The organism is Burkholderia sp. Ax-1724 (genome assembly GCF_011752995.1).
Lineage (GTDB): Bacteria > Pseudomonadota > Gammaproteobacteria > Burkholderiales > Burkholderiaceae > Paraburkholderia.
Map to the genome: position 1 here is coordinate 1 of NZ_VWWL01000038.1, position 25,131 is coordinate 25,131.

Below are 25,131 nucleotides of genomic sequence, written 5' to 3' on the forward strand. Positions count from 1 at the left end.
GGGTGCGCCGTCGGGCGCATCGGCGGCCGTGGCTCGCGACGCAGCGTTGCAGGTTGGCCGGCGCGCCTCCGGCGAGCAGCGCCCGATCGGCTCCAGTGCGGCTTTGGCGGCAACGGCCGCCGCCGCATCCGGCGTGTCGGCCAGAGCCGCGCAGGCGATGGCGGTACGCTCTGCGCCGGGCGGCGGCATGGCGGGGGAATCGATCCATGCTTCGACGCGCGGCAGCCGCGCGGCGTCGCTGCAACGTGCGGCGGATGCGGCGGGTTCGTTCAACCGGACAACGACATCGCGTCAGCCGCTCTCAACCGCGACGCGCACCGGCGGCGTCACGCCGCCGTCCGGTACGCGCAGGCCCGCGCCGGGTTTCGCGCACTCGGCGACGAACTCGCAGAACGTTGCCGAGCCCGCGAGCGTCGAGGAAACACTGCGCAGCATCGCGGAAAACACCGCGCGCTGGACCGATATGGCCGGCGTGAGCCTCGCGCGCAGCCGTGGCGTGGATGGCGTCAAGCCTGGCGATGTCGCGCAGGCGGCGATGCCGGTCGAGGCGCCCAGGCCGGCCAGCGAGGCGCCGGGTAGCGATCCGGTCCAGGCGGTTTCGGCCGGGTCTGTCGCGCAGGCATCTGCGGAGCCGGTGGTCGGGCGTGCGCCGGCGGTAACGCCGGCCGAGCCGTCGGTCGAAACAGCGCCGGTTGCATTGCCAGCCGCTGCTGCCGTGGCTGAGGAAACGGCGATAGCCGCTTCCGATGCACCCGTCGAGGACAGCAACGCGCCTGTCGCGCAATGGCCGACCGAGCCGCCAGTTATTCATGTGCCGGGAGCCGTTGCGTCACAGGTCATGGAGACTGCCGAGCCGGTGGCCGACGCCAACACGACCGAAACTCCGGCGGCCGTGCAAAACGCAAGCGCGACGAGTGGAGAGGCGGTGCATGCGTCGGCGGTATCGGCGGCGGCTTTGGTGGAGTCCGCGGCTGTCCAAGCCGCGCCTGTCGTGGCTATGTCCGCTGCGGCTGTTCGCGCCGAATCCGCGCCTCGCGAGTCGGCGCCGATCGAAACGCCACCGCTCTCGTCCGCGCCGCAATATCCGGCGTCAATCGGCGGCGCGTCGACATCGTTTCAGCGTTTTGCTGCACAGCTGGAGGACAATGCCTCACAGGAAGACGCAGCGCCCGTCGCTAACGATGCGACACACTCGGCGACGCGGGACAGCAGTCACACGGCACCAGCCGATGCAGCGATCAAACCGGTCAGCGGACCTAGCGCGGAATCTCTCGCCGCTGCGCAGACCGTAGTCGCCGCCGCGAGCACAGTCGCCCCAGCGCCGCGAAAGGAAGAACCCGCGCCAACCGTCGATTCAGCCACCACCGCAACCGCGGCACCGACGCTGCCGGCGGCTCCCGCAGCCGAAATCGTGGTCGACAAAACGCTCGTGCCTTGGGAGAGCAAGCTCGGGGCCGTGGCGGCTCAACGCCCCGTGTCGCCGTCGGGTTCGTCGCAACCCGATGCGTCGCAATCCGGGGCGGTCGCATCGCCCGGTGCGGTTGCGCAGTCTTCTCCCGCCACGCTGTCGTCTCCCGTTGCAAGCGCGACTATGGGTACGGGCGCGCAGGCAAGCGAACCTGCAACATCGTCCTCGACGACGGCCGCACGCTCCCCTGCCCTGCCCACGGCGACCGAACCCGCGAGCACACCGCCGACGCCTGACGCAACGCACACGGCGACGACCGCAACCGCGGCAGCGGCAACCCACGCTGCGCCCCCCGCCACGCCCACCCCGGCGCAAAGCGTCGCTTCGAACGTCGTGCGCTTCCCGGGTTTCGGCGCGACGGCACCCAGCGTCGGGCCGTCGCTCGGCGCGCATGAAACCGCCACCGGCAACACCCCGGCCGCTGTCCCGCCGATCGCCACAACACCCGCAGCGGCACCGGCCACTCCCGCACCGTCGTTCGGGCCAACCGTACCGGCCTCGTCCGCAGTCGAGCCGAGCACGCTGACCGCACCGACGCCAACGCCGGTCACATCGTCATTGGCGCCCATCGCGCCGGCTACGCCAGGCGCACTCGCCACCGCGCTCCCCACGCAGGTTGCCGGAACCACCGTTCCCACCGCGACACCTGCCGCACCGGCAACGGCCACAACACCCGCCGCACCCGGCGCATTCGCGGCGAACTCACCATCCACCGCATCGGGCCCGACGCCTGCACCCGCCTCGCCGATCGCCGACACGCCCCCCACGGCAAACGGCGCAAACAGCGCAGACAGCGCAGCCGCCCCCGCCGAGGCCGCCGCCCAGCGCCCGCCGCTGCGCGGCCACGCTCCGGTCAACGGCTTCGAATTCCACGCACCGGCCGCGTCGATGGTCGAACTGCCACCGCTCGATCTGCTCGCGCGCGCGGACGCCGGTGTCGAGCCAATCTCGGACGAAAAGCTCCGCGAGACCGGCCAACTGATCGAGCAGCGCCTGCAGGAATTCAAGGTGCCCGTGACCGTGGTCGGCGCATCGGCGGGGCCGGTCATCACGCGCTTCGAGATCGAGCCGGCGCTCGGCGTGCGCGGCAGCCAGATCGTCGGTCTCATGAAGGACCTCTCGCGCGGTCTCGGCCTCACGTCGATCCGCGTGGTCGAGACGATCCCCGGCAAGACCTGCATGGGCCTCGAACTGCCGAACGCGAAGCGACAGACGATCCGCCTCTCGGAAATCCTCGAAGCGAGCGTCTACCAGAATTCGCATTCGCAACTGACGCTCGCGATGGGCAAGGACATCACCGGCCACCCGGTCATCGCCGATCTCGCCAAGGCGCCACACATGCTGGTCGCGGGCACGACCGGTTCGGGCAAGTCGGTCGCGATCAACGCGATGATCTGCTCGCTGCTGTTCAAGGCGACGCCCGAGGAAGTGCGCCTCATCATGATCGATCCGAAGATGCTGGAGTTATCGGTCTACGAAGGCATTCCGCATCTGCTCGCGCCGGTCGTCACCGACATGAAGCTCGCGGCCAATGCGCTGAACTGGTGCGTCGGCGAAATGGAGAAGCGCTACCGGCTCATGTCGGCGGTCGGCGTGCGCAACCTCGCGGGTTTCAACCAGAAGATCCGCGACACCGAAGCCAAGGGCAAAAAGCTCGGCAACCCGTTCTCGCTGACGCCCGACGCGCCCGAGCCGCTCGCGCCGCTGCCGCTGATCGTCGTCGTGATCGACGAACTCGCCGACCTGATGATGGTCGCCGGCAAGAAGATCGAGGAGCTGATCGCGCGGCTCGCGCAGAAGGCGCGCGCGGCCGGCATCCACCTGATTCTGGCGACGCAGCGGCCCTCGGTCGACGTCATCACCGGCCTCATCAAGGCGAACATTCCGACGCGCGTGGCGTTCCAGGTGTCGTCGAAGATCGACTCGCGCACGATTCTCGACCAGATGGGCGCCGAGTCGCTGCTCGGCCAGGGCGACATGCTGTTCCTGCCGCCGGGCACCGGCTACCCGCAGCGCGTGCACGGCGCGTTCGTCGCCGACGAGGAAGTGCATGCGATCGTCGAGTATCTGAAGCAGTTCGGCGAGCCGCAGTACGAGGAAGGCATTCTCGACGGCCCCGCCACCGACGGCGGCGCGGCCCAGGACCTGTTCGGCGAAACGCCGGATGCGGAAGCCGATCCGCTCTACGACGAAGCGGTCACGTTCGTCGTGCGCACGCGGCGCGCGTCGATCTCGTCGGTGCAGCGGCAATTGCGCATCGGCTACAACCGCGCGGCGCGGCTCGTCGAGCAGATGGAAACGGCGGGGCTCGTATCGGCGATGAGCATCAACGGCAGCCGCGAAGTGCTGGCGCCGGGGCCGGCGGAGTAACGCCCGGCGGCATCGGCAGAACGGATCGCAGCATGAAACCGGACAGCGAGCGATCGGCCTGCGATTCGCAGCCATGCTGCGACCCAGGAAGACCAGGAAAAGTCGGCTGAGCAATAAAAAAACGGACCGTCTCACAGGGCTTGTGAGCGGTCCGTTTTCTTATTGCACGCGCTCCGTCGAATCACGCGCGTGCATCCCTCATCACGACGGCGACGCGAACTTGAAATCCACCGGCGAACCCAGCTCGAAATGCTGCTTCGGCGTCGGATCGAGAAAACCGGTCCGGGGATCGCGCCTGAACACGTACACGGTATCGCTCAACTGATTGCCGACGATCAGCCAGTTGCCGCTCGGATCGATCGCGAACTCGCGCGGCGATTTGCCGAGGCTCGACTGATGGCCGATCGGCTTCAGATGCCCGTTGGCCGGATCGACGGCGAAGATCACGATCTCGTTCGCGTCGCCGCGATTCGATGCATAGACGAAGCGCCCGTCCGGCGACAGATGGATCGCCGCGGCGCCCACCGCGCCCTTGAAGCCGGGCTGGCTCAGCGAGAGCGTCTGCGCGAGCGTGAGCCGGCCGTCGCGATAGTCGAACGTGCTGACCGTGCCGGCCAGTTCGCTCGTCAGATACGCATGCTTGCCGTCCGCGCCGAACACCAGATGGCGCGGGCCCGTGCCGGCCTTCTGCTGCGCGTAGCTCCAGTCGGCCGGCGCGAACGGGCCGGGGCTGCCCTGCGGCGTGTAGCGGTACGCGTACAGCTTGTCGGCACCGAGGTCCTGCGCAAACATGAAGCGGCCGTCCGGCGAGAACACGGTCGAATGCACGTGCGAGTCGTCCTGCCGCCCTTTCACCGGTCCGCCGCCCTCGTGGTGCACGGTCTGCACCGACGCGCCGACCTGGCCGTCGGACTGCAACGGAAACACCGCGAAGCTGCCGCCCGGGTCGGGCGCGACCGAGTAGTTCGCGGTCAGCAGAAACTTCTGGTCGGGCGAAAAGCTCAGGTAGCACGGATCGTTGCCATCCGAGGACACCTTGTTGAGAAACCTCAGTTGCCCGCGCGCGGCATCGAAGCCGAATGCGCTGATGCCGCCGCGCTGGGTGGCTGGACCGTTATCGCCGGGCAGTTCGTTGACCGCGTAGACGAAGCGGCGGTCGCGGCTCACGACGAGGAACGACGGATTGACCGTCTTCGCGACCGACACCTGGGTCGCCGCGCCCGTCTTCGTGTCGAAACGATAGACGTAGATGCCCTCGCTTCTGCCGCCGGTATAAGTGCCGACCAGCAGATTGTAGACGCCGTCGGCGGGGACCGGGCCGGAATCTTGCGCGTACGCTGGCGAAGCAGCAATCGAGACCATAAGCACGAAACCTTTTATCATCGAACGGGCGGCGTGGCGTGGCACGGGCCACGTTGCACGCCATGAAGCCGCCTTGGCGGCGCGGTCCGCGCGAGGGGGGACGGCCGGAGCGGGAGCACAGGCTGAAGCGCAAACACGAGGCATCACGCGGCGTATGACACTACGCGCGGCGGCACGGCAACGGCGAAGCATGGAACCTCCTCGACATCGGTCGGCGGGTAAGAACGGTGATAGCAGTAATCGCGGTGTCTGGTCTGCCTCGTCTGCCGCGCGCGGGGTCGAGCGTCGTTCTGCGTTGTTCTTGCCAAAGCCAGTATAAGAGCGTCCGGTCGGATCATGCAGCGAATGCAGCCAGCCATGCGGCCTAGGCAAGACCGGGGGGAGACCTGAGCGAGACCGATCCCAGGTAAAGACAAACTCATGCGAAGCCATTTTCGCCGACAATCACCGTCCCGCACCACGGGACATTTTTCAATTTCCAATCGCGTATCACGCGTCTCACCCTGGGAGTCTTCATGAACGTCACACTGAGCCTCGGTCCGCTCGTTTCGCTGATCGCCGGCATTCTGATTCTGGTCATGCCGCGCCTGTTGAGCTACATCGTCGCGCTCTATCTGATCATCATCGGCATTATCGGCATCTTCGGCGTGGGGTCGTCGCACCTGTGAGCGGCGCGTAACGCGAGATCGGGAGCGCGGCTTGCGTCCGGCAGCGGAACGCTTCGCGCGCCACGAAGTGCGCGGTGGAGAAGTTGCGGCGGCGTAGCGCAAGTGCGGCTGCAACAACGCCGCGGAGCCTGTCGCCGCGCATCGCACTGCGTCTCGCACAGTGCCTCTTACCGCGCATGTCGCTGCGCAGCATGAACATGGCAATGACAATAGCGCGCAACGAAGCACGCACTCCCGGCGGTACATGCCACGGACTATGGGCTACGGGCAACACGCGCAAAGCGGCCCAAAGCAACCACGCGAGCGCGCCACCCACGCTTGCGCACTCCGTGTCGGTCGTGAGCGGAACGATAGAACCCGATTCAGATAAAGCAGCGCGTCAAACCGCGTGCGTACGCAGTGCCGCTCAACCGTTCGAAAGCTGGTCGAGACGCAAACGCCCCTGCAGCGACAAGGCGCCAACGGCATAATGACCGTCGTCTTCCTGATAGCGCCGGAAGCAGGCCCGCTCGACCAGAAACGCCGCGGTCGCGAGCATGCAGTTGCGGCTCAGGCCAAGGTGGCCATGATCGAGTGGCAGCATCGAGTCGTCGGCAAGTTGGCTGGCGGCCGAGAGAATCGTGATGCAATCGGATTTCGACGGGTTCAGCATGGCTTTCGTCCTCGGAAACGGCGTCTCGATGCGCCATGAGCAAGGCCGATTCGCAGCCCGGTATGCACCGGACATCGGCATGAGGTTCAATTCTAAGCATGGATTTGACAATTTACCAATCGCGTTTTGCCGCACCACGCGATGAACCAACCCAGTTCATGCAGGTCCGGTAATAACCGGCTTTCGAGGCGCGGCACTCGCGGTACCCACCCGCAGTACCGTTTCCGGCCGTCCGCCATCACGACACGTTTTCCGACATGCCCGCACTCATCGAAGACTATGCACTCATCGGCGACGGCCACACGGCCGCGCTCGTCTCCCGCGAAGGTTCCGTCGACTGGCTCTGCTGGCCGCGCTTCGACTCCGGCGCCTGTTTCGCCGCGCTGCTCGGCACGCCCGACAACGGCCGATGGCTGATCGCGCCCGACACGTCGGCCAACGATGCCGCGCCCACCGTCACGCGCCGTTATCGCGGCGAAACGCTGATCCTCGAAACCGACTTCGAAACGCCCGAGGGCGCCGTCACGCTGATCGACTTCATGCCGCCCGGCAACGGCTGGTCGGAAATGATCCGCATCGTCGTCGGCAAGCGCGGCACCGTGCGCATGAAAATGGAGCTCGTGCTGCGCTTCGACTACGGCTTCTCGATTCCGTGGGTCGACCGGCTCGAACAGGACAGCGGCATCAAGGCAATCGTCGGCCCGGACAACGCGGTGCTGCGCACGCCGGTCGAGCTGCGCGGCGAAGACATGAAAACCGTCGCCGAATTCACCGTGACCGAAGGCGAGCGCGTGCCGTTCTCGCTCGCCTATGCGCCGTCGCATCTGCGTATTCCGCCCGCGCGCGACCCGCATACGGCGCTCGCGCGCACCGAGAATCACTGGCTCGAATGGTCGGCGCGCGGCACCGTCGAGGGGCGCTGGGCCGAACCGATCCGCCGCTCGCTGATTACGCTGAAGGCGCTCGCCTACGAACCGACCGGCGGCATCGTCGCCGCGCCCACGACCTCGCTGCCGGAGCAGCTCGGCGGCTCGCGCAACTGGGACTACCGCTACTGCTGGCTGCGCGACGCGACCATCACGCTGCTCGCGATGATGCGCGGCGGCTACTACGACGAAGCGCGCGCGTGGCGCAGCTGGCTCGGCCGCGTGATGGCAGGCGCGCCGGATCAGTTGCAGATCATGTACGGCATCGCCGGCGAGCGGCGCCTGCCCGAATTCGAAATCGACTGGCTGCCGGGCTACCAGGGCGCGAAGCCGGTGCGCATCGGCAACAACGCGGTCGGCCAGCGCCAGCTCGACGTCTACGGCGAAGTCATGAACGCGCTGCATCTCGCGCGGGTCGGCGGCCTGCAGGCGGACGCCACCGCCTGGAACGTGCAATGCGCGATGCTCGGGCACCTCGCGACGATCTGGCGCGAGCCCGACGAAGGCATCTGGGAAACGCGCGGCGGACGCCGGCACTTCACGTTCTCGAAGGTGATGGCGTGGGTCGCGTTCGATCGCGCGATCCGCTCGGCCGACATGTTCGCGCTCGACGGCCCGCTCGACGAATGGCGCGCGACGCGCGACGAAATTCACGCGGAAGTCTGCGAGAAAGCCTGGAATCCCGAGCGCAATGCGTTCGTGCAGCACTACGGCAGCGACCAGCTCGACGCGAGCGTGCTGCTGATGCCGCTGGTCGCCTTCCTGCCGCCGCGCGATCCGCGCATCAAGGGCACCGTCGAGGCGATCGAGAAGGACCTGATGCACGGCGGCTTCGTGATGCGCTACCGCACCACCGAATACGACGACGGCCTGCCGCCCGGCGAAGGCACCTTTCTTGCGTGCTCGTTCTGGATGGTCGACAACCTCGCGCTGCAGGGCCGCGTGAGCGAAGCGATCGAGATGTACGAGCGCCTGCTCGCGCTGTGCAACGACGTCGGTCTGCTCGCCGAGGAATACGACCCGGCCGCGAAGCGGCTCGTCGGCAATTTCCCCCAGGCGTTTTCGCATGTGGCGCTCGTGCACACCGGGCTGAACCTGATGAAACACGAGCAGGAAATGGCCCAGGCGACCGGCCAGCCGCCGCATAACGGCGCGCGCGAGATGGCCCTCGAGGGTGAGGCAAGCCCTGATAGCGGCGCAGCAGCATCGCCACTAGCATGATCCAGTGACAGTTTGCGTACCGTGTGTGCGCGAATTGTTGCGTTGCACAAATTTACATAGTTCGATATCATCGATCCGACTGTCGGCCAAAAACAATGCGCCCACAACCAAAATGGCCCGCCGCAACGCCTCACGCGTGTTTGCGAAGCCCAATGCGAACCGCCTAAAACGGAGCACCCATGCTCTATCAACTGCACGAATTCCAGCGGGCGATGTTGAGCCCCCTCACCGCCTGGGCCCAGGCCGCGTCGAAATCATTCGCGAATCCTGCCAGTCCCTTAGCCTACGTGCCGGGCGCCACGCGCCTCTCAGCCGGTTACGAACTGCTGTACCGGCTCGGCAAGGATTACGAAAAGCCCGAGTTCAACATCCACCAGATTGTCAAAGACGGTCATAACATCCCGATCGTCGAGCAGACCATCATCGAGAAGCCGTTCTGCCGCCTGATGCGCTTCAAGCGCTATGCGGACGACAGCGATGCCGTCAATCAATTGAAAGACGAGCCGGCCGTGCTGGTCTGCGCGCCGTTGTCGGGACACCACGCCACGCTGCTGCGCGATACCGTGCGCACGTTGCTGCAAGACCACAAGGTCTACATCACCGACTGGATCGACGCGCGCATGGTGCCGCTCGAAGCCGGCCAATTCCGCCTCGACGACTACGTCGCGTATATCCAGGAATTCATCCGCCACATCGGCGCGAAGAATCTGCACGTGATCTCCGTGTGCCAGCCGACCGTGCCGGTGCTCGCCGCCATTGCGCTGCTGGCGAGCCGCGGCGAAGACACGCCGCGCACCATGACGATGATGGGCGGCCCGATCGACGCGCGCAAGAGCCCGACCTCGGTCAACTCGCTCGCCACGCAGCATTCGTACGAGTGGTTCGAAAACAACGTGATTTTCACGGTGCCGCCGAATTATCCGGGCGTGGGCCGCAAGGTGTATCCGGGCTTCCTGCAGCACACCGGTTTCGTCGCAATGAATCCGGAGCGCCACGCGGCCTCGCACTGGGACTACTACCAGAGCCTGCTGCGCGGCGACGAAGACGACGCCGAAGCGCATCGCCGCTTCTACGACGAATACAACGCCGTGCTCGACATGGATGCCGACTATTACCTCGACACGATCCGCGTCGTGTTCCAGGAGTTCCGTCTTGCCGAGGGCACGTGGGATGTCGGCGGCGAACGCGTGCGGCCGCAGGACATCAAGACGACCGCGCTGTTTACGATCGAAGGCGAGCTGGACGATATTTCCGGCGACGGACAGACCTACGCCGCGCATGATCTGTGCTCGGGCATTCCCGCGAAGCACAAACGGCACTTCACTGCGGAAAAATGCGGCCACTACGGCATTTTCTCGGGACGCCGCTGGCGCACGATCATCTATCCGCAACTGCGCGACTTCATTCTCGCGCACAACAGCAAGACCACCAGGACGACGAAAGAGAAAGTCGAAGCCTAAGCATTAAACGTGCAATAGCATTGAAAAAGCCAACGGCCTCTACTGAGGCCGTTGGCTTTTCTATTGAGCTGGCTTCTCAACCCGGTGCTTCTCAACCTGGTTCGTGATACTGATTTTTGTTCGCTTTTTGCGTGGCCGGTTGCGAGCGCCCAAAACTCCGCTGCGATAGCCGTTCGCGGCGCGCACCGCCTCGGATCGCCTCGCCCCACCCGGCTACTTGCGCAACAGGTACGCGAGCAGCAACTCGGTATTCATCTGGATCACTTCGCTGCGTTCGGCGGCGCTGCTGAAATCGCGGCCGAGCGTTGCTTCGATCGTGAAGCGGTTCGACACAATGTAGTAGCCCATGCCCGAAAGCGTCACGTAAAAGCGCAGCGGATCGACGTTCGTGCGAAACAGCCCTGCTCGCTGACCGCGTTCGAGAATGCCGCCGAGCGTCGCGACGATCGGCGAGATCATTTCGCGGATGCGCGTCGACTTCTGCATATAGCGTGCTTCGTGCAGATTCTCGTTGTTGATGAGACGCAGCAGTTCGGGATGATCGCGATAGTAGTCCCAAACGAAATGCGCAAGACGCGTAACGGCCTCGACGGGTGCGACGCCGTTGAGTTCGAGCGTGCGCTCCGCTTCGTTGAGCGCGCTGAACGCATGCTCGAGTACCGCGGTAAACAGCTGCTCCTTGCTACCGAAGTAGTAATAGAGCATGCGTTCATTGGTTTCCGCGCGGCGGGCAATCTGGTCGACGCGTGCGCCGAACAGCCCACCATTTGCAAACTCTTCGGCTGCCGCAAGCAAAATGCGCCGCCGCGTGCCTTCAGGATCTCTTTTGATTTTCGGCTGATTCATGGTGGCATCGTCTTCGTGAGCCGCGTTATCCGGATCGCGCTGCCAGCCTCTCTCCTCGGACTTCGCGCTGGCGGCGTTGAGCGGGCGCGTTATGGTTGGGGAACACACCCTTTTCTGCGGTCTTTCGAAAAAGCGCTTCGATTATGGCACATGGATTGCGAATGGCAATCGGGGAAATCGGCGATAATGTGCTATTTAGTTCAGGCTGTGCGCACGCACACCCAACCCCCACGCCGCAACCGTGACAGACGTCAAAACACTCGCGGATCGCATCGAGGATCTGCTGCCCCAAACGCAATGCACGAAGTGCGGTTATCCCGCATGCCGCCCCTATGCCGAAGCCGTCGCAAGCGGCGCCGCGCACTATAACCAGTGCCCGCCCGGCGGCGCCGAAGGCATCGCGCGCCTCGCCGCGCTGCTCGGCAAACCGGTGCTTCCGCTCAATTCCGCCAATGGCGTCGAACGCGCACGGCCGCTGGCGGTTATCGACGAACAGGTTTGCATCGGCTGCACGCTTTGCATGCAAGCATGTCCAGTCGATGCAATAGTTGGTGCACCGAAACAGATGCACACGGTCGTCGCCGAACTGTGCACCGGTTGCGATCTATGCGTGCCGCCCTGCCCGGTCGACTGCATCGCGATGCTGCCCGTCACCGGCGAGGCGACCGGCTGGGATGCGTGGAGCCAAGGCCAGGCCGATGCCGCGCGCGAGCGGCATCACCGTCACGAAACGCGTCTTGCGCGCGAACGCGACGCCGCCGAAGCGCGTGCTGCGGCGCGGCGAGCTGGCAGCGCCGGCGCCGCGGTGAGTCCGGCAAGCGTAGCGGCCGCGGCGTCAGCCGAGGGTGGCGCGGCAGCGCCTGCCGCCCCGGTTACGGCTACCGCCGCCGACGCCGAAGCGAAGAAACGCGCAATCATCCAGGCCGCGCTCGAACGCGCCCGCAAGAAGAAGGAAGAAATGACCGCGACAGGCCAGGGACCGCTCAACACCGAGAACGTCAGCGCCGACGTGCAGGCCCAGATCGACGCCGCCGAAGCGCGCCGCCACCGTCTCGGCCTCGGCACGGCGCCCGGGAACGGCAAGCCGCCCAAACCGTCCGAGCCGCGCTGAGCGCATGCGAAACCGCGCACATTCGCCCGGTTAGCCGAGCCGCCCCCCACCCACCGACACGCTCCGCATGAACGCGAACAAACGCCGCGCTATCTACGAAACGCTTCAGAGCCTGAATCCGCATCCAACCACCGAGCTCGAGTACACGACGCCGTTCGAACTGCTGATCGCGGTGCTACTGTCCGCGCAAGCAACGGACGTGTCGGTCAACAAGGCGATGCGCAAGATGTTTCCGGTCGCGAATACGCCGCAGAAGATCTTCGATCTCGGCGAAGCAGGCGTCGCGGACTACATCAAGACGATCGGCCTGTATCGCACGAAGGCGAAGAACGTCATCGCGACCTGCCGCATCCTGCTCGACCAGTACGGCGGCGAGGTCCCCGAGGATCGCGAGGCGCTCGAAAGTCTGCCCGGCGTCGGCCGGAAAACGGCCAACGTGATCCTCAACACGGCGTTCGGCCATCCGACCATCGCCGTCGATACGCACATCTTCCGCGTCGCCAACCGCACCGGGCTCGCGCCGGGCAAGGACGTGCGCGCGGTCGAGACGGCGCTCGAAAAATTCACGCCCGCCGAGTTCAGGCAGGATGCGCATCACTGGCTGATCCTGCATGGGCGTTACGTGTGCAAGGCGCGCCGGCCCGAATGCTGGCATTGCGCGATCGAGCCGCTGTGCGAGTTCCGCCCGAAGACGCCGCCGCCCGATCTGTGAGCGGTTTGCGGTTTGCGGTTTGAAAGGCGATGCGGCGTGGCGCAAACAACGGTGCGGCGCCCGCGCGACGCGGCTCGGCCGCGCTCCGTCGGAAGCACCGCCAGCGCCCACCCGCACCCCATCGCACCCGGCGTAAAATAACGGGTTCGCGCACGCGACGCGCCCACTCCCACGCACCGGTTCCACGATGTTCAATCCCAGCCGCGACGAAGTCCGCCTCTTTTTCACCGATACCTGGCGCAAGCAGCGTCAGGGGGAAATCCTGACGCCGCTCGAGGCCATCGCCGCCGACTGGATCGTCGAGCATCCGGAATATCACGCCGATCTGAGCGACGGCGCCGCCGCCCAGGCGCAGGACTATTCACCCGAGCGCGGGCAAACCAACCCGTTCCTGCATCTGTCGATGCATCTGGCGATCTCCGAGCAACTGTCGATCGACCAGCCGCCCGGCATCCGCGCGGCGCACGACCGGCTCGCCGCCCGCCTCGGCTCGACGCACGACGCGCAGCACGCGATCATGGACTGCCTCGGCGAGACCATCTGGGAAGCACAGCGCACCGGCACGCCGCCGGACACCGACGCGTATCTGCAACGGATCGAACGGCGCGCGACGCGCGACTGAGCCCACGTTGCACCTGCCGAGCATGACTGCGCGCAAGACGCCGGCCCGGGCTCGTTCATCGACACGCAACACACCTCAGGTACGCGCCCGACAGCAAGCCAAAGCCTGGCCCCCAAAGCAAAACACCCCGCCAAGGCGGGGTGTTTTTCGTTCTCCGTTCGCGCAATCACACGATTGCACGACGAATCTCGCGGGAGCAAGCGCCGGCCACCCGGCGCCCACGTCGACCTGACTTCAGGCGGGCTTACTTCTTCTGCACGAGATCGCCGTCGAGCGATTCGACATAGGCCGCGATGTCCTTCATGTCGCTGAGCGACAGGCTTTGCACCTGCGCCTGCATGATCGCGTTGTTGCGGCCGAAATGCGGATTGCCGGTGCCCATCTGATACTGACGCAGCGCCCAGTAGACGTAGTCGCTATGCTGACCGGCCAGCTTCGGATACTCCGGGCTGACGGGCTTGTTCAGGTTGACGCCGTGGCAGGCCGCGCAGTTGTGGCTGTCGGCCAGCACCTTGCCGTTGGACGCGTCGGCCGCGTGCGCGGCGTTCGCTGCAACCAGACCGATCACTGCCGCCGACGCGCATGCAGCCTTGAACACCGTGTGGAGTGCCTGTTGGGGCTTAATCATGAGATCTCCTATCCCGCGAATTTGATTAGCTGGTGACCCACGCCTAACGACGCCGATCACTTGTCGGGATTGTTTTGCGAAGCGGCAGTTTGCGCGGCGTAGTAAGCGGCGATGTCGGCAATGTCCTGATCCGACAGCGAGGCCGCGATGGCGTGCATCGTGTCGAAATGGCGGTCGCCCTTCTTGTAGGCATGCAGCGCGTTTTCGAGGTAGGCCTGATTCTGGCCGCCCAGCTTCGGCACGCGGAACACTTCCGGATATGCCGTGCGGTATTCGGGAATACCGTGGCAGCCGATACACATCGCGACCTTGTCCTGGCCCGCTTTCGCATTGCCGACGACATCCGCTGCCTGCGCGCTGGCCGCATAGCCCGCGAGCACCGACAACGCTGCGATCACGACGTGTTTGCCGACGAATTTGTTCATAGCATGTAACCTGGCTTGAGGGGAAACGGGCGCCCAGAAAGGCAACGGCCCGCGCCGTTCTTTTTGTAGGGTAGCCACGCAGGCAAAAAATCGGGCCCATTGTACCGCGACGCCGCGCCGAACGTCCACAGACGCCGAAGCGCCGCGCCACCTGCCCGCGCGCCTTGTCCAGCATGCCGCGCAGGCGCTTCTGCGGCCGTCCGCACGCGCCCACGCAACGCGGCACACGGCGGGGCCCGATACCGCCCGACACCTTACGCGAGCCGGTTTCAGGGCAACAGGTCTTCTGACTTATACTGGGTTTTTTCCCGAACACGAGCATCTCGCCATGCGTTTCGAAGGCTCATCGCAGTACGTCGCCACCGACGACCTCAAGCTCGCGGTCAACGCCGCGATGACGCTCAAGCGTCCGCTGCTCATCAAGGGCGAGCCGGGCACCGGCAAGACCATGCTCGCCGAGGAAGTCGCCGCCGCGCTCGGCATGCCGCTCCTGCAATGGCACATCAAGTCGACCACCAAGGCCCAGCAGGGCCTGTACGAATACGATGCGGTCTCGCGCCTGCGCGATTCGCAGCTCGGCGACGAGCGCGTCAAGGACATCCGCAACTACATCGTCAAGGGCGTGCTGTGGCAGGCGTTCGAGTCCGACGAGCAGAGCGTGCTGCTGATCGACGAGATCGACAAGGCCGACATCGAATTCCCGAACGACCTGCTGCGCGAACTCGACCGCATGGAGTTCTACGTCTACGAGACGCACGAGCTGGTACGCGCGAAGCATCGCCCGCTCGTCATCATCACGTCGAATAACGAGAAGGAGCTGCCCGACGCGTTCCTGCGCCGCTGCTTTTTCCACTACATCAGGTTTCCGGACGCGACAACGATGCAGCAGATCGTCGAGGTGCACTACCCCGGCATCAAGAAGGAACTGCTCGCCGCGGCGCTGCAGAGCTTCTTCGAACTGCGCAACGTCGCGGGGCTCAAGAAGAAACCGTCCACCTCGGAGCTGCTCGACTGGCTCAAGCTGCTGCTCGCAGAGGACATCCCGCCCGAAGCGCTGCGTTCGGCCGACCAGAAGCAGATCATTCCGCCGCTGCATGGCGCGCTGCTGAAGAACGAGCAGGACGTGAACCTGTTCGAGCGGCTGCTCTTCATGAACCGCAACAACCGCTAACCCGCGTCGCGTGGGCGCTGCCGATCGCCACCGGGCCCTTTCGAGCCCGCCCGGCCGCAGCGCCGCCCGACCTTCCGCCGCCGCAGGACACCCAGCATGCTGATCGACTTCTTCTACTCGCTGCGCGCCGCCAGGCTGCCGGTCTCGGTGAAGGAATACCTGACGCTGCTCGAAGCGCTGAAGGCCAACGTGATCGCGCCGTCGCTCGACGAGTTCTACTACCTCGCGCGCATCACGCTCGTGAAGGACGAACAGTACTTCGACAAGTTCGACCAGGCGTTCGGCGCCTATTTCAACGGCGTCGCGGCCACCTCGGAACTCGCCTTCGACATTCCACTCGACTGGCTCAAGAAGAAGCTGCAACGCGATCTGTCGCCCGAGGAAAAGGCGCAGATCGAGGCGATGGGCGGCCTCGACAAGCTGATGGAGCGCCTCAAGGAACTGTTCGACGAGCAGCAGGAGCGCCACGAAGGCGGCAGCAAATGGATCGGCACGGGCGGCACGTCGCCGTTCGGCAACGGCGGCTATAACCCGGAAGGCGTGCGCATCGGCGGCGACGCGGCCGGCAACCGCACGGCGGTCAAGGTCTGGGAAGCACGCGCCTATCGCGACTACGACGACCAGGTCGAAATCGGCACGCGCAACATCAAGGTTGCGCTGCGGCGGCTGCGCCGCTTCGCGCGCGAAGGCGCGGCCGAGGAACTCGATCTGCCCGACACGATCCGCAGCACGGCGGCGAACGCCGGCTGGCTCGATCTGAAGATGGTGCCCGAGCGGCACAACAACGTGAAGGTGCTGATGCTGCTCGACGTCGGCGGCTCGATGGACGACCACGTCAAGCGCACCGAGGAGCTGTTTTCCGCCGCCAAGGCCGAGTTCAAGCACCTCGAGTTCTACTATTTCCACAACTGCGTGTACGACTTCCTGTGGAAGAACAACCGGCGCCGCCATGCCGAGCGCACGCCGACGTGGGACGTGCTGCACAAGTTCACGCCCGACTACAAGCTGATCTTCGTCGGCGACGCGACCATGAGCCCGTACGAGGTTTTGCAGCCGGGCGGCTCGGTCGAGTACAACAACGCCGAAGCCGGCGCGGTGTGGCTGCGCCGCCTCGCCGATCATTTCCCACACTTCGCGTGGCTCAATCCCGAGCCGGAAGCGCTATGGCCGTACCGGCAGTCGGTTAGCGCGATCCGCGAGGTGCTCGGGCATCGCATGTATCCGCTCACGCTCGCGGGGCTCGAGACGGCCATGCGCGTGTTGAGCAAATGACACCCTGGGCGCAGGCCACCCGCCTCCGCGTGGCCGACGTCGCCCACGCAGCAGAATCACGCCGCTTTAACTTCGACAACAAGAAAGTATTCGCATGAGTTCGCGCATGAGTTCGCCTCCTTCACCCCAGCTGTCCCCCGCCACCACGCCGCCCGGGCGTCTCAATCCGCTCGCCGATACGTCGCTGTCCGCGATCGTCGCCGGCTTCGTCGCGGCGATGACCGGCTACACCAGTTCGCTCGTGCTGATGTTCCAGGCGGGCCGGGCCGCGCATCTGAGCGACGCGCAGATTTCCTCGTGGATCTGGGCGCTCTCGATCGGCATGGCGCTGTGCACGATCGGCCTGTCGCTGCGCTTTCGCGCGCCGATCGTGATCGCGTGGTCGACGCCGGGCGCAGCGCTGCTGATATCGTCGCTGCCGAATGTCGACTACGCGCAGGCAATCGGCGCCTTTATCGTTTGCGCGGCGCTGCTCACGCTGGTCGGCCTGACCGGCTGGTTCGACACGCTCATGAAGAAGATTCCGGCCGGCATCGCGGCGGCGCTGCTCGCGGGCATCCTGTTCGAGATCGGCATCGAGATTTTCCGCGCCGCGCAGTTCCAGACCGCGCTCGTGCTGACGATGTTCTTCACCTACCTGATCGTCAAACGCTTCGCGCCGCGTTACGCGATCGTCATGACGCTCGTGGCCGGCACGATCGCCGCCGGCGCCCTCGGGCTGCTCGATTTCAGCCACTTTCACATCGCGCTTGCGCATCCGGTGTTCACGATGCCGGCGTTCTCGGTGGCGGCGAGCGTGAGCATCGGCATTCCGCTGTTCGTGGTCGCGATGGCCTCGCAGAACGTGCCCGGCATCGCGGTGCTGCGCGCGGACGGCTACACGACGCCGTCCGCGCCGCTGATCGCGACGACCGGCATCGCCTCGCTACTACTCGCGCCGTTCGGCTCGCACGGCATCAATCTCGCGGCGATCACGGCAGCGATCTGCACCGGCCCCGAAGCCCACGAGAATCCCGCCAAGCGTTACACGGCGGCGGTCTGGGGCGGCATTTTCTATCTGCTCGCGGGCATCTTCGGCGCGACGATCGCCGCGCTGTTCGCCGCGTTGCCGAAGGCGCTGGTCGTGTCGGTCGCGGCGCTCGCGCTGTTCGGCTCGATCATGAGCGGCCTCGCCAACGCGATGCAGGACGCGAGGCAGCGCGAAGCCGCGCTCGTCACGTTCATGGTGACCGCCTCGGGACTCACGCTGCTGTCGATCGGCTCGGCGTTCTGGGGGCTGGTCGCGGGCGTGGTGACGCAAGTGGTGTTGAACGCGCGGCGCGCCTGAAGCGCCCAGGCACGGCCTATGCGCGCGAACGGATCGCAAAGGCCCGCCGTTTATGCCGTCCTCGGCGATCCGCCATAGAATAGATGCATCCGGCAGCGCGTCCCAGCCCTATCATGGGACGCGCTGCGGCGTGACCCGCGGCCGCCGGCACCGGCTCTTCCTGCCGGTACGGCGGCAATCTCATTTCTCCTGAACCACGGCGCACGCGCGCCCAGAAGGCTCGAACATGACAACCGCACTCGATCAACTCAAGCAATACACCACCGTCGTGGCCGACACCGGCGACTTCCAGCAGCTTGCGCAATACAAGCCGCGGGACGCGACCACCAATCCGTCGCTGATTCTGAAGGCCGTGCAGAAGGACGATTACCGGCCGCTGCTCGAAAAGACCGTCAAGGCGCATGCGTCGAAGCCGGTCGGCGCGATCATCGACCAGTTGCTGATCGCGTTCGGCACCGAAATCCTCAAGATCATCCCGGGCCGCGTGTCGACCGAAGTCGACGCGCGCCTGTCGTTCGACATCGAAGGCTCGATCGCCAAGGGCCGCGAGCTGATCGCGCTGTACAAGGACCACGGCATCGGCCGCGAGCGCGTGCTCATCAAGCTCGCGTCCACCTGGGAAGGCGTGCGCGCGGCCGAGGTGCTGCAGAAAGAAGGCATCCACTGCAACATGACGCTGCTGTTCTCGCTGGCCCAGGCCGCCGCCTGCGCGGAAGCGGGCGCGCAACTGATTTCGCCGTTCGTCGGCCGCATCTACGACTGGTACAAGAAGAACGCCGGCAGCGCGTGGGACGAAGCGAAAGACGGCGGCGCCAACGATCCGGGCGTCAAGTCGGTGCGCCGCATCTACGCGTACTACAAGAAGTTCGGCTACAAGACCGAGGTGATGGGCGCGAGCTTCCGCACGACCTCGCAGATTCTCGAACTGGCCGGCTGCGATCTGCTGACCATCAGCCCGGAATTGCTGCAAAAGCTGCAGGAGAGCGGCGACCCGGTCGAGCGCAAGCTGTCGGCGCAAATGTCGGGCGACGCGGACATCGAGCGCGTGCCGGTCGACGAAAAATCGTTTCGCTTCCTCGTCAACGACGACGCGATGGCGACCGAGAAGCTCGCCGAAGGCATCCGCGCGTTTGCGGCGGACGCGGTGAAGCTGGAGAAGCTGATCGACGCGCTGCGTTGATGCGCGGAGCGTAGCCGCGGTTGCGGTGGCCCGTCGGCTCTGCCGCTCTGCCGCTCTGCCGCTCTGCCGCTCTGCCGCTCTGCCGCTCTGCCGCTCTGCAGTATGAAGCGGCCAGTCGCGCGGCGGCCAGCGGCAACGCAAGGCATCATCACAGGACGGCCCTGAACCTCGCGGTTCAGGGCCGTTTCGTTTGCCTCTCGCCGTTTGCCGTTTGTGCAGCCCAAGCCGATACCCAACTCGCAAGGCACCCGACGTCCGCACGCTCCCACACCACGCCGCCTACTCCTGCGCCTCACCGTCACAAACCACGCACGGCAGACGACTACAATCGACCCCACACCCGCCCCGTCTCGCCGTCACGCGCGGAGAAACGGCGGCAGTCGGCCCACGCCTGATCTTTCAAGGAGACGATCATGTACGTTCAGCCTTACGTGTTTTTCAACGGCCGTTGCGAGGAAGCGCTCGACTACTACAGCGAAAAGCTCGGCGCTCAGGTGATCTTCAAGATGCACTTCAGGGATGCGCCGCCCGACCCGAACAACCCGCCGCGCCCCGAACTCGCGGACAAGATCATGCACGCCAACGTGCAGCTCGGCACGACCTTCTGGATGGCCTCCGACGGCGCCTGCGATCCCGCAGCCGGTTCGTTCAACGGCTTCAGTCTGTCGCTGACCGTCGAAGACAGCGCCATCGCCGAAAAAAGCTTCAACGCACTCGCCGATGGCGGTCAGGTCGTGATGCCGTTCCAGAAGACGTTCTGGAGCGAAGGGTTCGGCATCGTGGAAGACCGCTTCGGCCTGAAGTGGATGGTTACGCTGCCGCCGCAGGTTTGAGCGGCGCACCGCGGCAGTCATACGGCGAACGCACCGCGCGGGCACCATCCGGCCCAGCGCCGGGCGTCACGGTAGGCGGTCACGGCCGGGGCACCGGCCAGAGGCCAAAACCAAAGCCAAAGCCAAGCCCTGGTGACGCACCATGAACGCGTCGCAAAACGACTCCGCCACCCCGCCACGAAGCGCCACACAAACAGCAACGCCCGCAAACTTTCGTCTGCGGGCGTTGCGTTTTCAGCATGCCATCAAAATCCGGAACCGCTCCGGAACGACGGAAGCCGCAAATCCATCAGCTTTCGGCCATGTCCAGATAGTCTTCCGGACTCGTGCGGTCCTCGCCGCCCTGCATGCCGACCACGCGCACGAGCAGGCTCACCACGACGGCCACCACGAGGTTCACGATCAGCGACCACACCGCCGCATAGCCCGGAATCGCCATGCCGAACAGGTGGATCGTGAAGATCGAACCGGCGAGCTTCAGCGAAATCGCCATCCACGTGCCGGTCGCGATGCCTGCTGCCCAGCCGATCAGCAGGCCCCGGTAGTCGAGCACGCGCGTGTAGAGACCGAGCACGATCGCCGGCAGCGTCTGGATGATCCAGATACCGCCGAGCAGTTGCAGCTGGATCGCGTACGTGAGCGGCAGGCCGAGAATGAACGCGACCGCGCCGACCTTGACGATCAGCGAGACCAGCTTCGCGACGTTGGTCTCCTGCTCGTGCGTCATGTTGCGGTTGATGAACTCCTTGTGCACGTTACGCGTGTACAGGTTCGCCGCCGCGATCGACATGATCGCCGCCGGCACCAGCGCGCCGATACCGATCGCCGCGAACGCCACGCCGACGAACCACGACGGGAAGAAGTGCAGGAACAGCGCCGGCACCGCGAAGTTCGGGCCGAATGCCTTGAAATACGGCACGAATTCCGGCATGTCCTTCACGCCGGCCGCGAGCGCCATGAAGCCGAGCAGCGCGAGCAGACCGAGCACGAGCGAATAGGCCGGCAAGAGCGCCATGTTGCGGCGGATCGTGTTGCCCGACTTCGACGACAGCACCGCCGTGATCGAGTGCGGATACAGGAACAGCGCGAGCGCCGAGCCGACCGCGAGCGTCGCGTAGGCGCTATAGCCGTTCAGATTCGAGACGTCCGGCGACTTCAGCAGCAGCTTGGCCGGCGGCACCGCGCCGAAGATATGGCCGAAGCCGCCCAGTTGCGGCGGAATCACGATGATCGCGGCGAAGATCGTCACGTAGATCAGGATGTCCTTGACCACCGCGATCATCGCCGGCGCGCGCAGGCCCGAGGTGTACGTGTAGGCCGCGAGGATCGCGAACGCGATGATGAGCGGCAGATCGCCGACGAAGCCGGTCGTGTCGAAACCGAGCGCGCCGATCACCACTTCGATACCGACCAGTTGCAGCGCGATGTACGGCATCGTCGCGACGATGCCGGTCACGGCGATCGCGAGCGCCAGCATGCGGCTGCCGTAACGCGCCGAGACGAAGTCGGCCGAGGTCACGTAGCCGTGGCGCTTGGCGACGCTCCACAACTTCGGGAACACGACGAACGCGAACGGATAGATCAGGATCGTGTACGGCAGCGCGAAGAAACCGGTTGCGCCCGCACCGAACACGAGCGCCGGCACCGCGACGAACGTGTAGGCGGTATAAAGGTCGCCGCCGAGCAGGAACCACGTGACGATCGTGCCGAAGCGCCGGCCGCCGAGCCCCCACTCTTCGAGATGGGCCAGATCGCCGCGCCGCCAGTGCGCCGCGACGAAACCGAGAATCGTGACGCCGATAAAAAACAGAACGAAGACGAACGTTGCAATGGGGTTCATTGTTGTGCGCCCCCTTGCGAGCGGCCCGTATAGCGGGATTTGGTCTTGTTGTAGACGAACGCGGTAATGACCGCGCTGATCAGCACCCAGAGAAGCTGATACCAATAAAAGAACGGGAAATCGAACAGCTGCGGCTCGACCTTGTTGTAGGACGGCACCCAGATCATCGCGATCCAGGGCAGCAGCAACAGCCAGAGCCAGTGCTTGCTGGCCTTCTTCACGTCGGCGTCGTGAGCCATGACGTCTCCTCTTTCCTATTTGAATTGTTTGCCCGTGGTCGACGGGAGGTGGAATCACAGCGGGTGGTCGTCCCGCGGTCGGCCACGGACGCCCCGAAAGCTTCGAAAGAGTATAGGAGCCCCGAACGCCCGGTCAAGCAGGGACGACCCGAGGCGCAACGGCGCGCGGCAAGGCACATATCGTAGCGGTATGTATCGGCATGCCGGGGCACGTAGCGGCACGTGAGGCCATGCGGCGGCAACGCGCCGCCGCGATGCGGCTCGCCGGCCGGCTTACCTCAGCCAGCCGCTACGGCGATCAGATCGCAAACGAAGCGCCGCTCTGCCCCGTCGATTCGCGCAGCCCCCTGATCCACTTGCGCGCCGGCAAGCCGAGTTGCGCTTCGATCAGCTTCGCGCGGGTTTCGAGCCTCGCGAACGGCACCTCGAGCGCCGGGCCCGAGAATGCGATCGCGATGCGATTGCCGTCGTGCACTTCGGGCAGCGCAACCACGCGGCCGTCGAATGCCTCGTTAAGACGCTTCATGTTGCGCACGAAGCTCGGATGGTCGCCGAACAGGTTCACCGTGACGATGCCCGCGTCGCTCAGACACGCACGCGCCGCACGATAGAAGGCGACGCTGTCGAGCACCGGGCCGCGCGCGGTCGCGTCGTAGACGTCGATCTGCAGCGCGCCGATCGTACCGTGGTTAGCGCCGTCGTTGACGAAGTCCCAGGCATCGGCTTCGCGCACGGTCAGGCGCGCGTCGTCGTGCGGCAACTCGAACATCGTGCGCGCGGCCACGACGACCGCCGGATTCACTTCGATCGCCTCGACCTTGGCGCGCTTCAGGAAGCGGTGCGCGAATTTGGTCAGCGAGGCCGCGCCGAGACCGAGCTGCACGATGCGCTTCGGCGTTTCGAGGAACAGCAGCCAGGCCATCATCTGCTGCGCGTATTCGAGTTCGATGTGATCGGGCTTGCGCAGACGCATCGCGCCTTGCACCCATTCCGTGCCGAAATGCAGGTAGCGCACGCCGCCCTCTTCCGAGAACGTCACCGGCGCGAAACGCGGCTTGCGCGGGGCTTCGATTTGCGGCGCGTCGCGCAGGTCGCTCGGGTCGCGCAGGTCGTTATCGGCGCCGTTCGTGCGGCCCGCGCCGCGGGAAGTACTGCGGGCATTACGGGCGATTTTCTGCTTGCCGCCAACGGCATCGGCGTCGGCATCGCGGTTACGGAAAGCACGCGCCTCGGCCGAAGCGCGCTTGATCAGTTTCGTCATGTGAGGATGTCGCGCCACGGGCGCAATTTTTGGTCGAACGAGAGCATAGCATTCGACGGGGCAACACTCGGCGTCAATCGCAGACAAGCTGCCGCCCTACTTCGAACTGGCGCGCATGGGGAACGCAAGCATGCGCGGGGTGGCTCGATGGCAGACGCAGAAGCCGGTATCGATCGACTACACGGCTAGCGAAACTGCCATCGCGACGCGCCTTGGCAGCGACGTCCCGTAGACCGATACGATGCTCCCGAAGCGTCTGTCGCCGCGCTCAGGCGTCCTGCCAGTTGCGATACGTTGCGGCCTGCCCCCGATAAACGCCTTCGCTATCGAGCAGATTCCAGACCGTGACGTCCTCGATCCAGAATCGTCTTCCCGAACTCGAGATGCGCAGGCCGCGATAACCGGTCGCGAACCCGTGCAATCGCACCGATTCGAGCAACCTGTCGCGCTCGTCCCGATTCGGGTGTTCGGCCGAAAGCCTCGAACGCAAGGCCGTCATGCCGTCCCAGTCGTATTCGAAGCAGCGTTGAGCCGCTTCGTTCGCGTAGATGAAACGGGGGTCGGCGTCGGTGTTGTGCGCGAGCACGCAGAACGGCGCGCTTTCGTAGAGCCAGCGGGCCGCGTCGGCGCCGGAGATTCCGCCCTCGACCAGCGGCGTGCCGACAAGCCGCAAATGGTTATCCGCCAGCAGATTGAAGAAGTCGAGGTCGCTGCTCAGAGATGCCGTCATCGTATCGGTTACCGTTGTCATTGAATGCGGGCGATTCTATCAAGGGGCCAACTCCGCCGCTCCCAACTCCGCAGGCCTGACCGACAGTACCGTCGTTCAACCGTACGGCCAAAGCGGCCAAATCGTTGCTCGCATGGCCAATCGCTCACCAATCAAGATTCAACGTTTTTATGTGGGCTAAAATGCGCATAATTCACCCACATAAGGAGCAACGCCATGCGTCATCCAGCCGCCGATGTGACTCCTCGTCGGGCCACGAACATTAGCCTGCCCGAAGACGTCTACAAGGATGCCAAGGCACTCGGTATCAATTTCTCGCAAACTTGCGAGCGGGCACTGCGTCAAGCCGTTCAAGTGGAAAAGGATCGCCAGTGGGCCATCAAGTACGCCGGTTTTATCGAGGCCTATAACGAGATGGTTGAGCGCGATGGCCTGCCGCTCGCTCAATACCGGGCGTTCTGATGGCCCGTTTCGACGTATTTCCCAATCCGGGCCAACGTCCAGCGGTGCCTTATGTTGTTGATGTCCAAGGCAACCATTTATCCGGTCTGGCGACACGCGTGGTTATCCCGTTGCGACGATTGGACAGCTTTGCCCCAGTTCCTCTTCCGCCTGACCTGATACCTGTTTTCACGATCGAAGGCATCGAGTGCATGCTGGATACGCCGACACTGAGCGCGATTCCACGCACTGAATTAAGCCAATCCGTTACGTCGCTGCATCACCGGCAAGACGAGATTATTTCAGCGCTAGACCGATTGTTTGGCCGTTGGTAACCACCAGACACGCCAGGATTCCCGCTGACGC

General features: G+C 65.1%; 23 protein-coding genes. 14 read left to right on the top strand and 9 right to left on the bottom strand.

What is annotated here, in order from left to right:
• Positions 1-3,838, top strand: a 3,838-nt coding sequence (locus F3J19_RS30600; protein WP_167049946.1) for a DNA translocase FtsK, incomplete at its 5' end; no start/stop codon positions are given.
• Between the two features lie 201 nt (positions 3,839-4,039).
• On the opposite strand, the gene F3J19_RS30605 is transcribed toward F3J19_RS30600, so the two are convergent.
• Positions 4,040-5,221 (bottom strand): lactonase family protein, encoded by a 1,182-nt coding sequence (locus F3J19_RS30605; RefSeq protein WP_240159364.1) that lies wholly within the window; start codon positions 5,219-5,221, stop codon positions 4,040-4,042.
• Positions 5,222-5,715: 494 nt separating this feature from the next.
• Here F3J19_RS30605 and F3J19_RS30610 point away from each other — a divergent pair, with 494 nt between their 5' ends.
• On the top strand, positions 5,716-5,868 hold the full coding sequence (locus F3J19_RS30610) for a DUF3096 domain-containing protein (protein ID WP_167049950.1): 153 nt from the start codon (positions 5,716-5,718) through the stop codon (positions 5,866-5,868).
• Between the two features lie 406 nt (positions 5,869-6,274).
• Here F3J19_RS30610 and F3J19_RS30615 read toward each other — a convergent pair whose 3' ends face one another.
• Complete coding sequence (locus tag F3J19_RS30615) at positions 6,275-6,520, bottom strand: hypothetical protein (protein WP_167049952.1); 246 nt, start codon at positions 6,518-6,520, stop codon at positions 6,275-6,277.
• A gap of 257 nt (positions 6,521-6,777) precedes the next feature.
• Here F3J19_RS30615 and F3J19_RS30620 point away from each other — a divergent pair, with 257 nt between their 5' ends.
• A complete protein-coding gene (locus tag F3J19_RS30620; RefSeq protein ID WP_167049954.1) occupies positions 6,778-8,667 on the top strand; it encodes a glycoside hydrolase family 15 protein in 1,890 nt (629 codons plus the stop codon).
• Positions 8,668-8,846: 179 nt separating this feature from the next.
• Positions 8,847-10,127 (top strand): polyhydroxyalkanoate depolymerase, encoded by a 1,281-nt coding sequence (phaZ, locus tag F3J19_RS30625; protein WP_167049956.1) that lies wholly within the window; start codon positions 8,847-8,849, stop codon positions 10,125-10,127.
• A gap of 213 nt (positions 10,128-10,340) precedes the next feature.
• On the opposite strand, the gene F3J19_RS30630 is transcribed toward phaZ, so the two are convergent.
• Complete coding sequence (locus tag F3J19_RS30630; protein WP_167049958.1) at positions 10,341-10,973, bottom strand: TetR/AcrR family transcriptional regulator; 633 nt, start codon at positions 10,971-10,973, stop codon at positions 10,341-10,343.
• A gap of 241 nt (positions 10,974-11,214) precedes the next feature.
• Between F3J19_RS30630 and rsxB the strand changes: the two genes are divergently transcribed.
• From rsxB to F3J19_RS30645, 3 genes are all read left to right on the top strand, one after another.
• Positions 11,215-12,084 carry an electron transport complex subunit RsxB gene (rsxB, locus tag F3J19_RS30635; protein ID WP_167049960.1) on the top strand — a complete coding sequence of 290 codons (870 nt, stop codon included), beginning with the start codon at positions 11,215-11,217 and terminating at the stop codon, positions 12,082-12,084.
• 67 nt (positions 12,085-12,151) lie between these two features.
• Positions 12,152-12,796 carry an endonuclease III gene (nth, locus tag F3J19_RS30640; protein WP_167049962.1) on the top strand — a complete coding sequence of 215 codons (645 nt, stop codon included), beginning with the start codon at positions 12,152-12,154 and terminating at the stop codon, positions 12,794-12,796.
• A gap of 187 nt (positions 12,797-12,983) precedes the next feature.
• Entirely contained in the window at positions 12,984-13,418 is a 435-nt protein-coding gene (locus F3J19_RS30645) for a DUF1841 family protein (protein WP_167049964.1), read from the top strand.
• A 244-nt stretch (positions 13,419-13,662) separates the two neighbouring features.
• Here the strand turns inward: F3J19_RS30645 and F3J19_RS30650 are convergent, their stop codons facing one another.
• Together F3J19_RS30650 and F3J19_RS30655 are read right to left on the bottom strand one after the other, a co-directional pair.
• Positions 13,663-14,046 carry a c-type cytochrome gene (locus tag F3J19_RS30650; protein WP_167049966.1) on the bottom strand — a complete coding sequence of 128 codons (384 nt, stop codon included), beginning with the start codon at positions 14,044-14,046 and terminating at the stop codon, positions 13,663-13,665.
• Between the two features lie 56 nt (positions 14,047-14,102).
• The gene (locus tag F3J19_RS30655) at positions 14,103-14,471 is read right to left on the bottom strand and encodes a c-type cytochrome (protein ID WP_167049968.1); all 369 of its coding nucleotides are present in this window, start codon (positions 14,469-14,471) and stop codon (positions 14,103-14,105) included.
• 328 nt (positions 14,472-14,799) lie between these two features.
• Between F3J19_RS30655 and F3J19_RS30660 the strand changes: the two genes are divergently transcribed.
• From F3J19_RS30660 to F3J19_RS30680, 5 genes are all read left to right on the top strand, one after another.
• Positions 14,800-15,642, top strand: a complete 843-nt coding sequence (locus tag F3J19_RS30660; RefSeq protein ID WP_167049970.1) for a MoxR family ATPase — start codon at positions 14,800-14,802, stop codon at positions 15,640-15,642.
• Positions 15,643-15,738: 96 nt separating this feature from the next.
• Positions 15,739-16,914 (top strand): VWA domain-containing protein, encoded by a 1,176-nt coding sequence (locus F3J19_RS30665; protein WP_167049972.1) that lies wholly within the window; start codon positions 15,739-15,741, stop codon positions 16,912-16,914.
• Between the two features lie 106 nt (positions 16,915-17,020).
• Entirely contained in the window at positions 17,021-18,241 is a 1,221-nt protein-coding gene (locus tag F3J19_RS30670) for a benzoate/H(+) symporter BenE family transporter (protein WP_167049974.1), read from the top strand.
• Positions 18,242-18,467: 226 nt separating this feature from the next.
• Positions 18,468-19,421, top strand: coding sequence for a transaldolase (tal, locus tag F3J19_RS30675; protein WP_167049976.1), 954 nt, complete (start codon positions 18,468-18,470; stop codon positions 19,419-19,421).
• Between the two features lie 413 nt (positions 19,422-19,834).
• Positions 19,835-20,254 carry a VOC family protein gene (locus F3J19_RS30680; protein ID WP_167049978.1) on the top strand — a complete coding sequence of 140 codons (420 nt, stop codon included), beginning with the start codon at positions 19,835-19,837 and terminating at the stop codon, positions 20,252-20,254.
• A gap of 289 nt (positions 20,255-20,543) precedes the next feature.
• On the opposite strand, the gene F3J19_RS30685 is transcribed toward F3J19_RS30680, so the two are convergent.
• From F3J19_RS30685 to F3J19_RS30705, 4 genes are all read right to left on the bottom strand, one after another.
• Complete coding sequence (locus tag F3J19_RS30685) at positions 20,544-22,094, bottom strand: sodium:solute symporter family protein (RefSeq protein ID WP_167049980.1); 1,551 nt, start codon at positions 22,092-22,094, stop codon at positions 20,544-20,546.
• Complete coding sequence (locus F3J19_RS30690; RefSeq protein ID WP_167049982.1) at positions 22,091-22,333, bottom strand: DUF3311 domain-containing protein; 243 nt, start codon at positions 22,331-22,333, stop codon at positions 22,091-22,093. Before F3J19_RS30690 ends, F3J19_RS30685 begins: the two co-directional genes overlap by 4 nt.
• 298 nt (positions 22,334-22,631) lie before the next feature.
• The gene (locus tag F3J19_RS30695) at positions 22,632-23,594 is read right to left on the bottom strand and encodes a spermidine synthase (RefSeq protein ID WP_167049984.1); all 963 of its coding nucleotides are present in this window, start codon (positions 23,592-23,594) and stop codon (positions 22,632-22,634) included.
• 268 nt (positions 23,595-23,862) lie between these two features.
• Positions 23,863-24,324 carry an MEKHLA domain-containing protein gene (locus tag F3J19_RS30705; RefSeq protein ID WP_205193393.1) on the bottom strand — a complete coding sequence of 154 codons (462 nt, stop codon included), beginning with the start codon at positions 24,322-24,324 and terminating at the stop codon, positions 23,863-23,865.
• Positions 24,325-24,540: 216 nt separating this feature from the next.
• Between F3J19_RS30705 and F3J19_RS30710 the strand changes: the two genes are divergently transcribed.
• Positions 24,541-24,786 carry a type II toxin-antitoxin system CcdA family antitoxin gene (locus F3J19_RS30710; protein ID WP_167049988.1) on the top strand — a complete coding sequence of 82 codons (246 nt, stop codon included), beginning with the start codon at positions 24,541-24,543 and terminating at the stop codon, positions 24,784-24,786.
• The gene (locus F3J19_RS30715) at positions 24,786-25,100 is read left to right on the top strand and encodes a CcdB family protein (protein ID WP_167049990.1); all 315 of its coding nucleotides are present in this window, start codon (positions 24,786-24,788) and stop codon (positions 25,098-25,100) included. Before F3J19_RS30710 ends, F3J19_RS30715 begins: the two co-directional genes overlap by 1 nt.
• Positions 25,101-25,131 lie beyond the last annotated feature (31 nt).

Coding starts and splice junctions, on each gene's coding strand:
- F3J19_RS30665 (WP_167049972.1), top strand. CDS start 15,739: ATGCTGATCGACTTCTTCTACTCGCTGCGCGCCGCCAGGCTGCCGGTC.
- F3J19_RS30655 (WP_167049968.1), bottom strand. CDS start 14,471: ATGAACAAATTCGTCGGCAAACACGTCGTGATCGCAGCGTTGTCGGTG.
- F3J19_RS30610 (WP_167049950.1), top strand. CDS start 5,716: ATGAACGTCACACTGAGCCTCGGTCCGCTCGTTTCGCTGATCGCCGGC.
- F3J19_RS30650 (WP_167049966.1), bottom strand. CDS start 14,046: ATGATTAAGCCCCAACAGGCACTCCACACGGTGTTCAAGGCTGCATGC.
- F3J19_RS30670 (WP_167049974.1), top strand. CDS start 17,021: ATGAGTTCGCCTCCTTCACCCCAGCTGTCCCCCGCCACCACGCCGCCC.
- tal (WP_167049976.1), top strand. CDS start 18,468: ATGACAACCGCACTCGATCAACTCAAGCAATACACCACCGTCGTGGCC.
- F3J19_RS30715 (WP_167049990.1), top strand. CDS start 24,786: ATGGCCCGTTTCGACGTATTTCCCAATCCGGGCCAACGTCCAGCGGTG.
- F3J19_RS30660 (WP_167049970.1), top strand. CDS start 14,800: ATGCGTTTCGAAGGCTCATCGCAGTACGTCGCCACCGACGACCTCAAG.
- F3J19_RS30685 (WP_167049980.1), bottom strand. CDS start 22,094: ATGAACCCCATTGCAACGTTCGTCTTCGTTCTGTTTTTTATCGGCGTC.
- F3J19_RS30680 (WP_167049978.1), top strand. CDS start 19,835: ATGTACGTTCAGCCTTACGTGTTTTTCAACGGCCGTTGCGAGGAAGCG.
- F3J19_RS30615 (WP_167049952.1), bottom strand. CDS start 6,520: ATGCTGAACCCGTCGAAATCCGATTGCATCACGATTCTCTCGGCCGCC.
- nth (WP_167049962.1), top strand. CDS start 12,152: ATGAACGCGAACAAACGCCGCGCTATCTACGAAACGCTTCAGAGCCTG.
- F3J19_RS30645 (WP_167049964.1), top strand. CDS start 12,984: ATGTTCAATCCCAGCCGCGACGAAGTCCGCCTCTTTTTCACCGATACC.
- F3J19_RS30690 (WP_167049982.1), bottom strand. CDS start 22,333: ATGGCTCACGACGCCGACGTGAAGAAGGCCAGCAAGCACTGGCTCTGG.
- F3J19_RS30605 (WP_240159364.1), bottom strand. CDS start 5,221: ATGATAAAAGGTTTCGTGCTTATGGTCTCGATTGCTGCTTCGCCAGCG.
- F3J19_RS30630 (WP_167049958.1), bottom strand. CDS start 10,973: ATGAATCAGCCGAAAATCAAAAGAGATCCTGAAGGCACGCGGCGGCGC.
- F3J19_RS30695 (WP_167049984.1), bottom strand. CDS start 23,594: ATGACGAAACTGATCAAGCGCGCTTCGGCCGAGGCGCGTGCTTTCCGT.
- phaZ (WP_167049956.1), top strand. CDS start 8,847: ATGCTCTATCAACTGCACGAATTCCAGCGGGCGATGTTGAGCCCCCTC.
- F3J19_RS30710 (WP_167049988.1), top strand. CDS start 24,541: ATGCGTCATCCAGCCGCCGATGTGACTCCTCGTCGGGCCACGAACATT.
- F3J19_RS30620 (WP_167049954.1), top strand. CDS start 6,778: ATGCCCGCACTCATCGAAGACTATGCACTCATCGGCGACGGCCACACG.
- F3J19_RS30705 (WP_205193393.1), bottom strand. CDS start 24,324: ATGACGGCATCTCTGAGCAGCGACCTCGACTTCTTCAATCTGCTGGCG.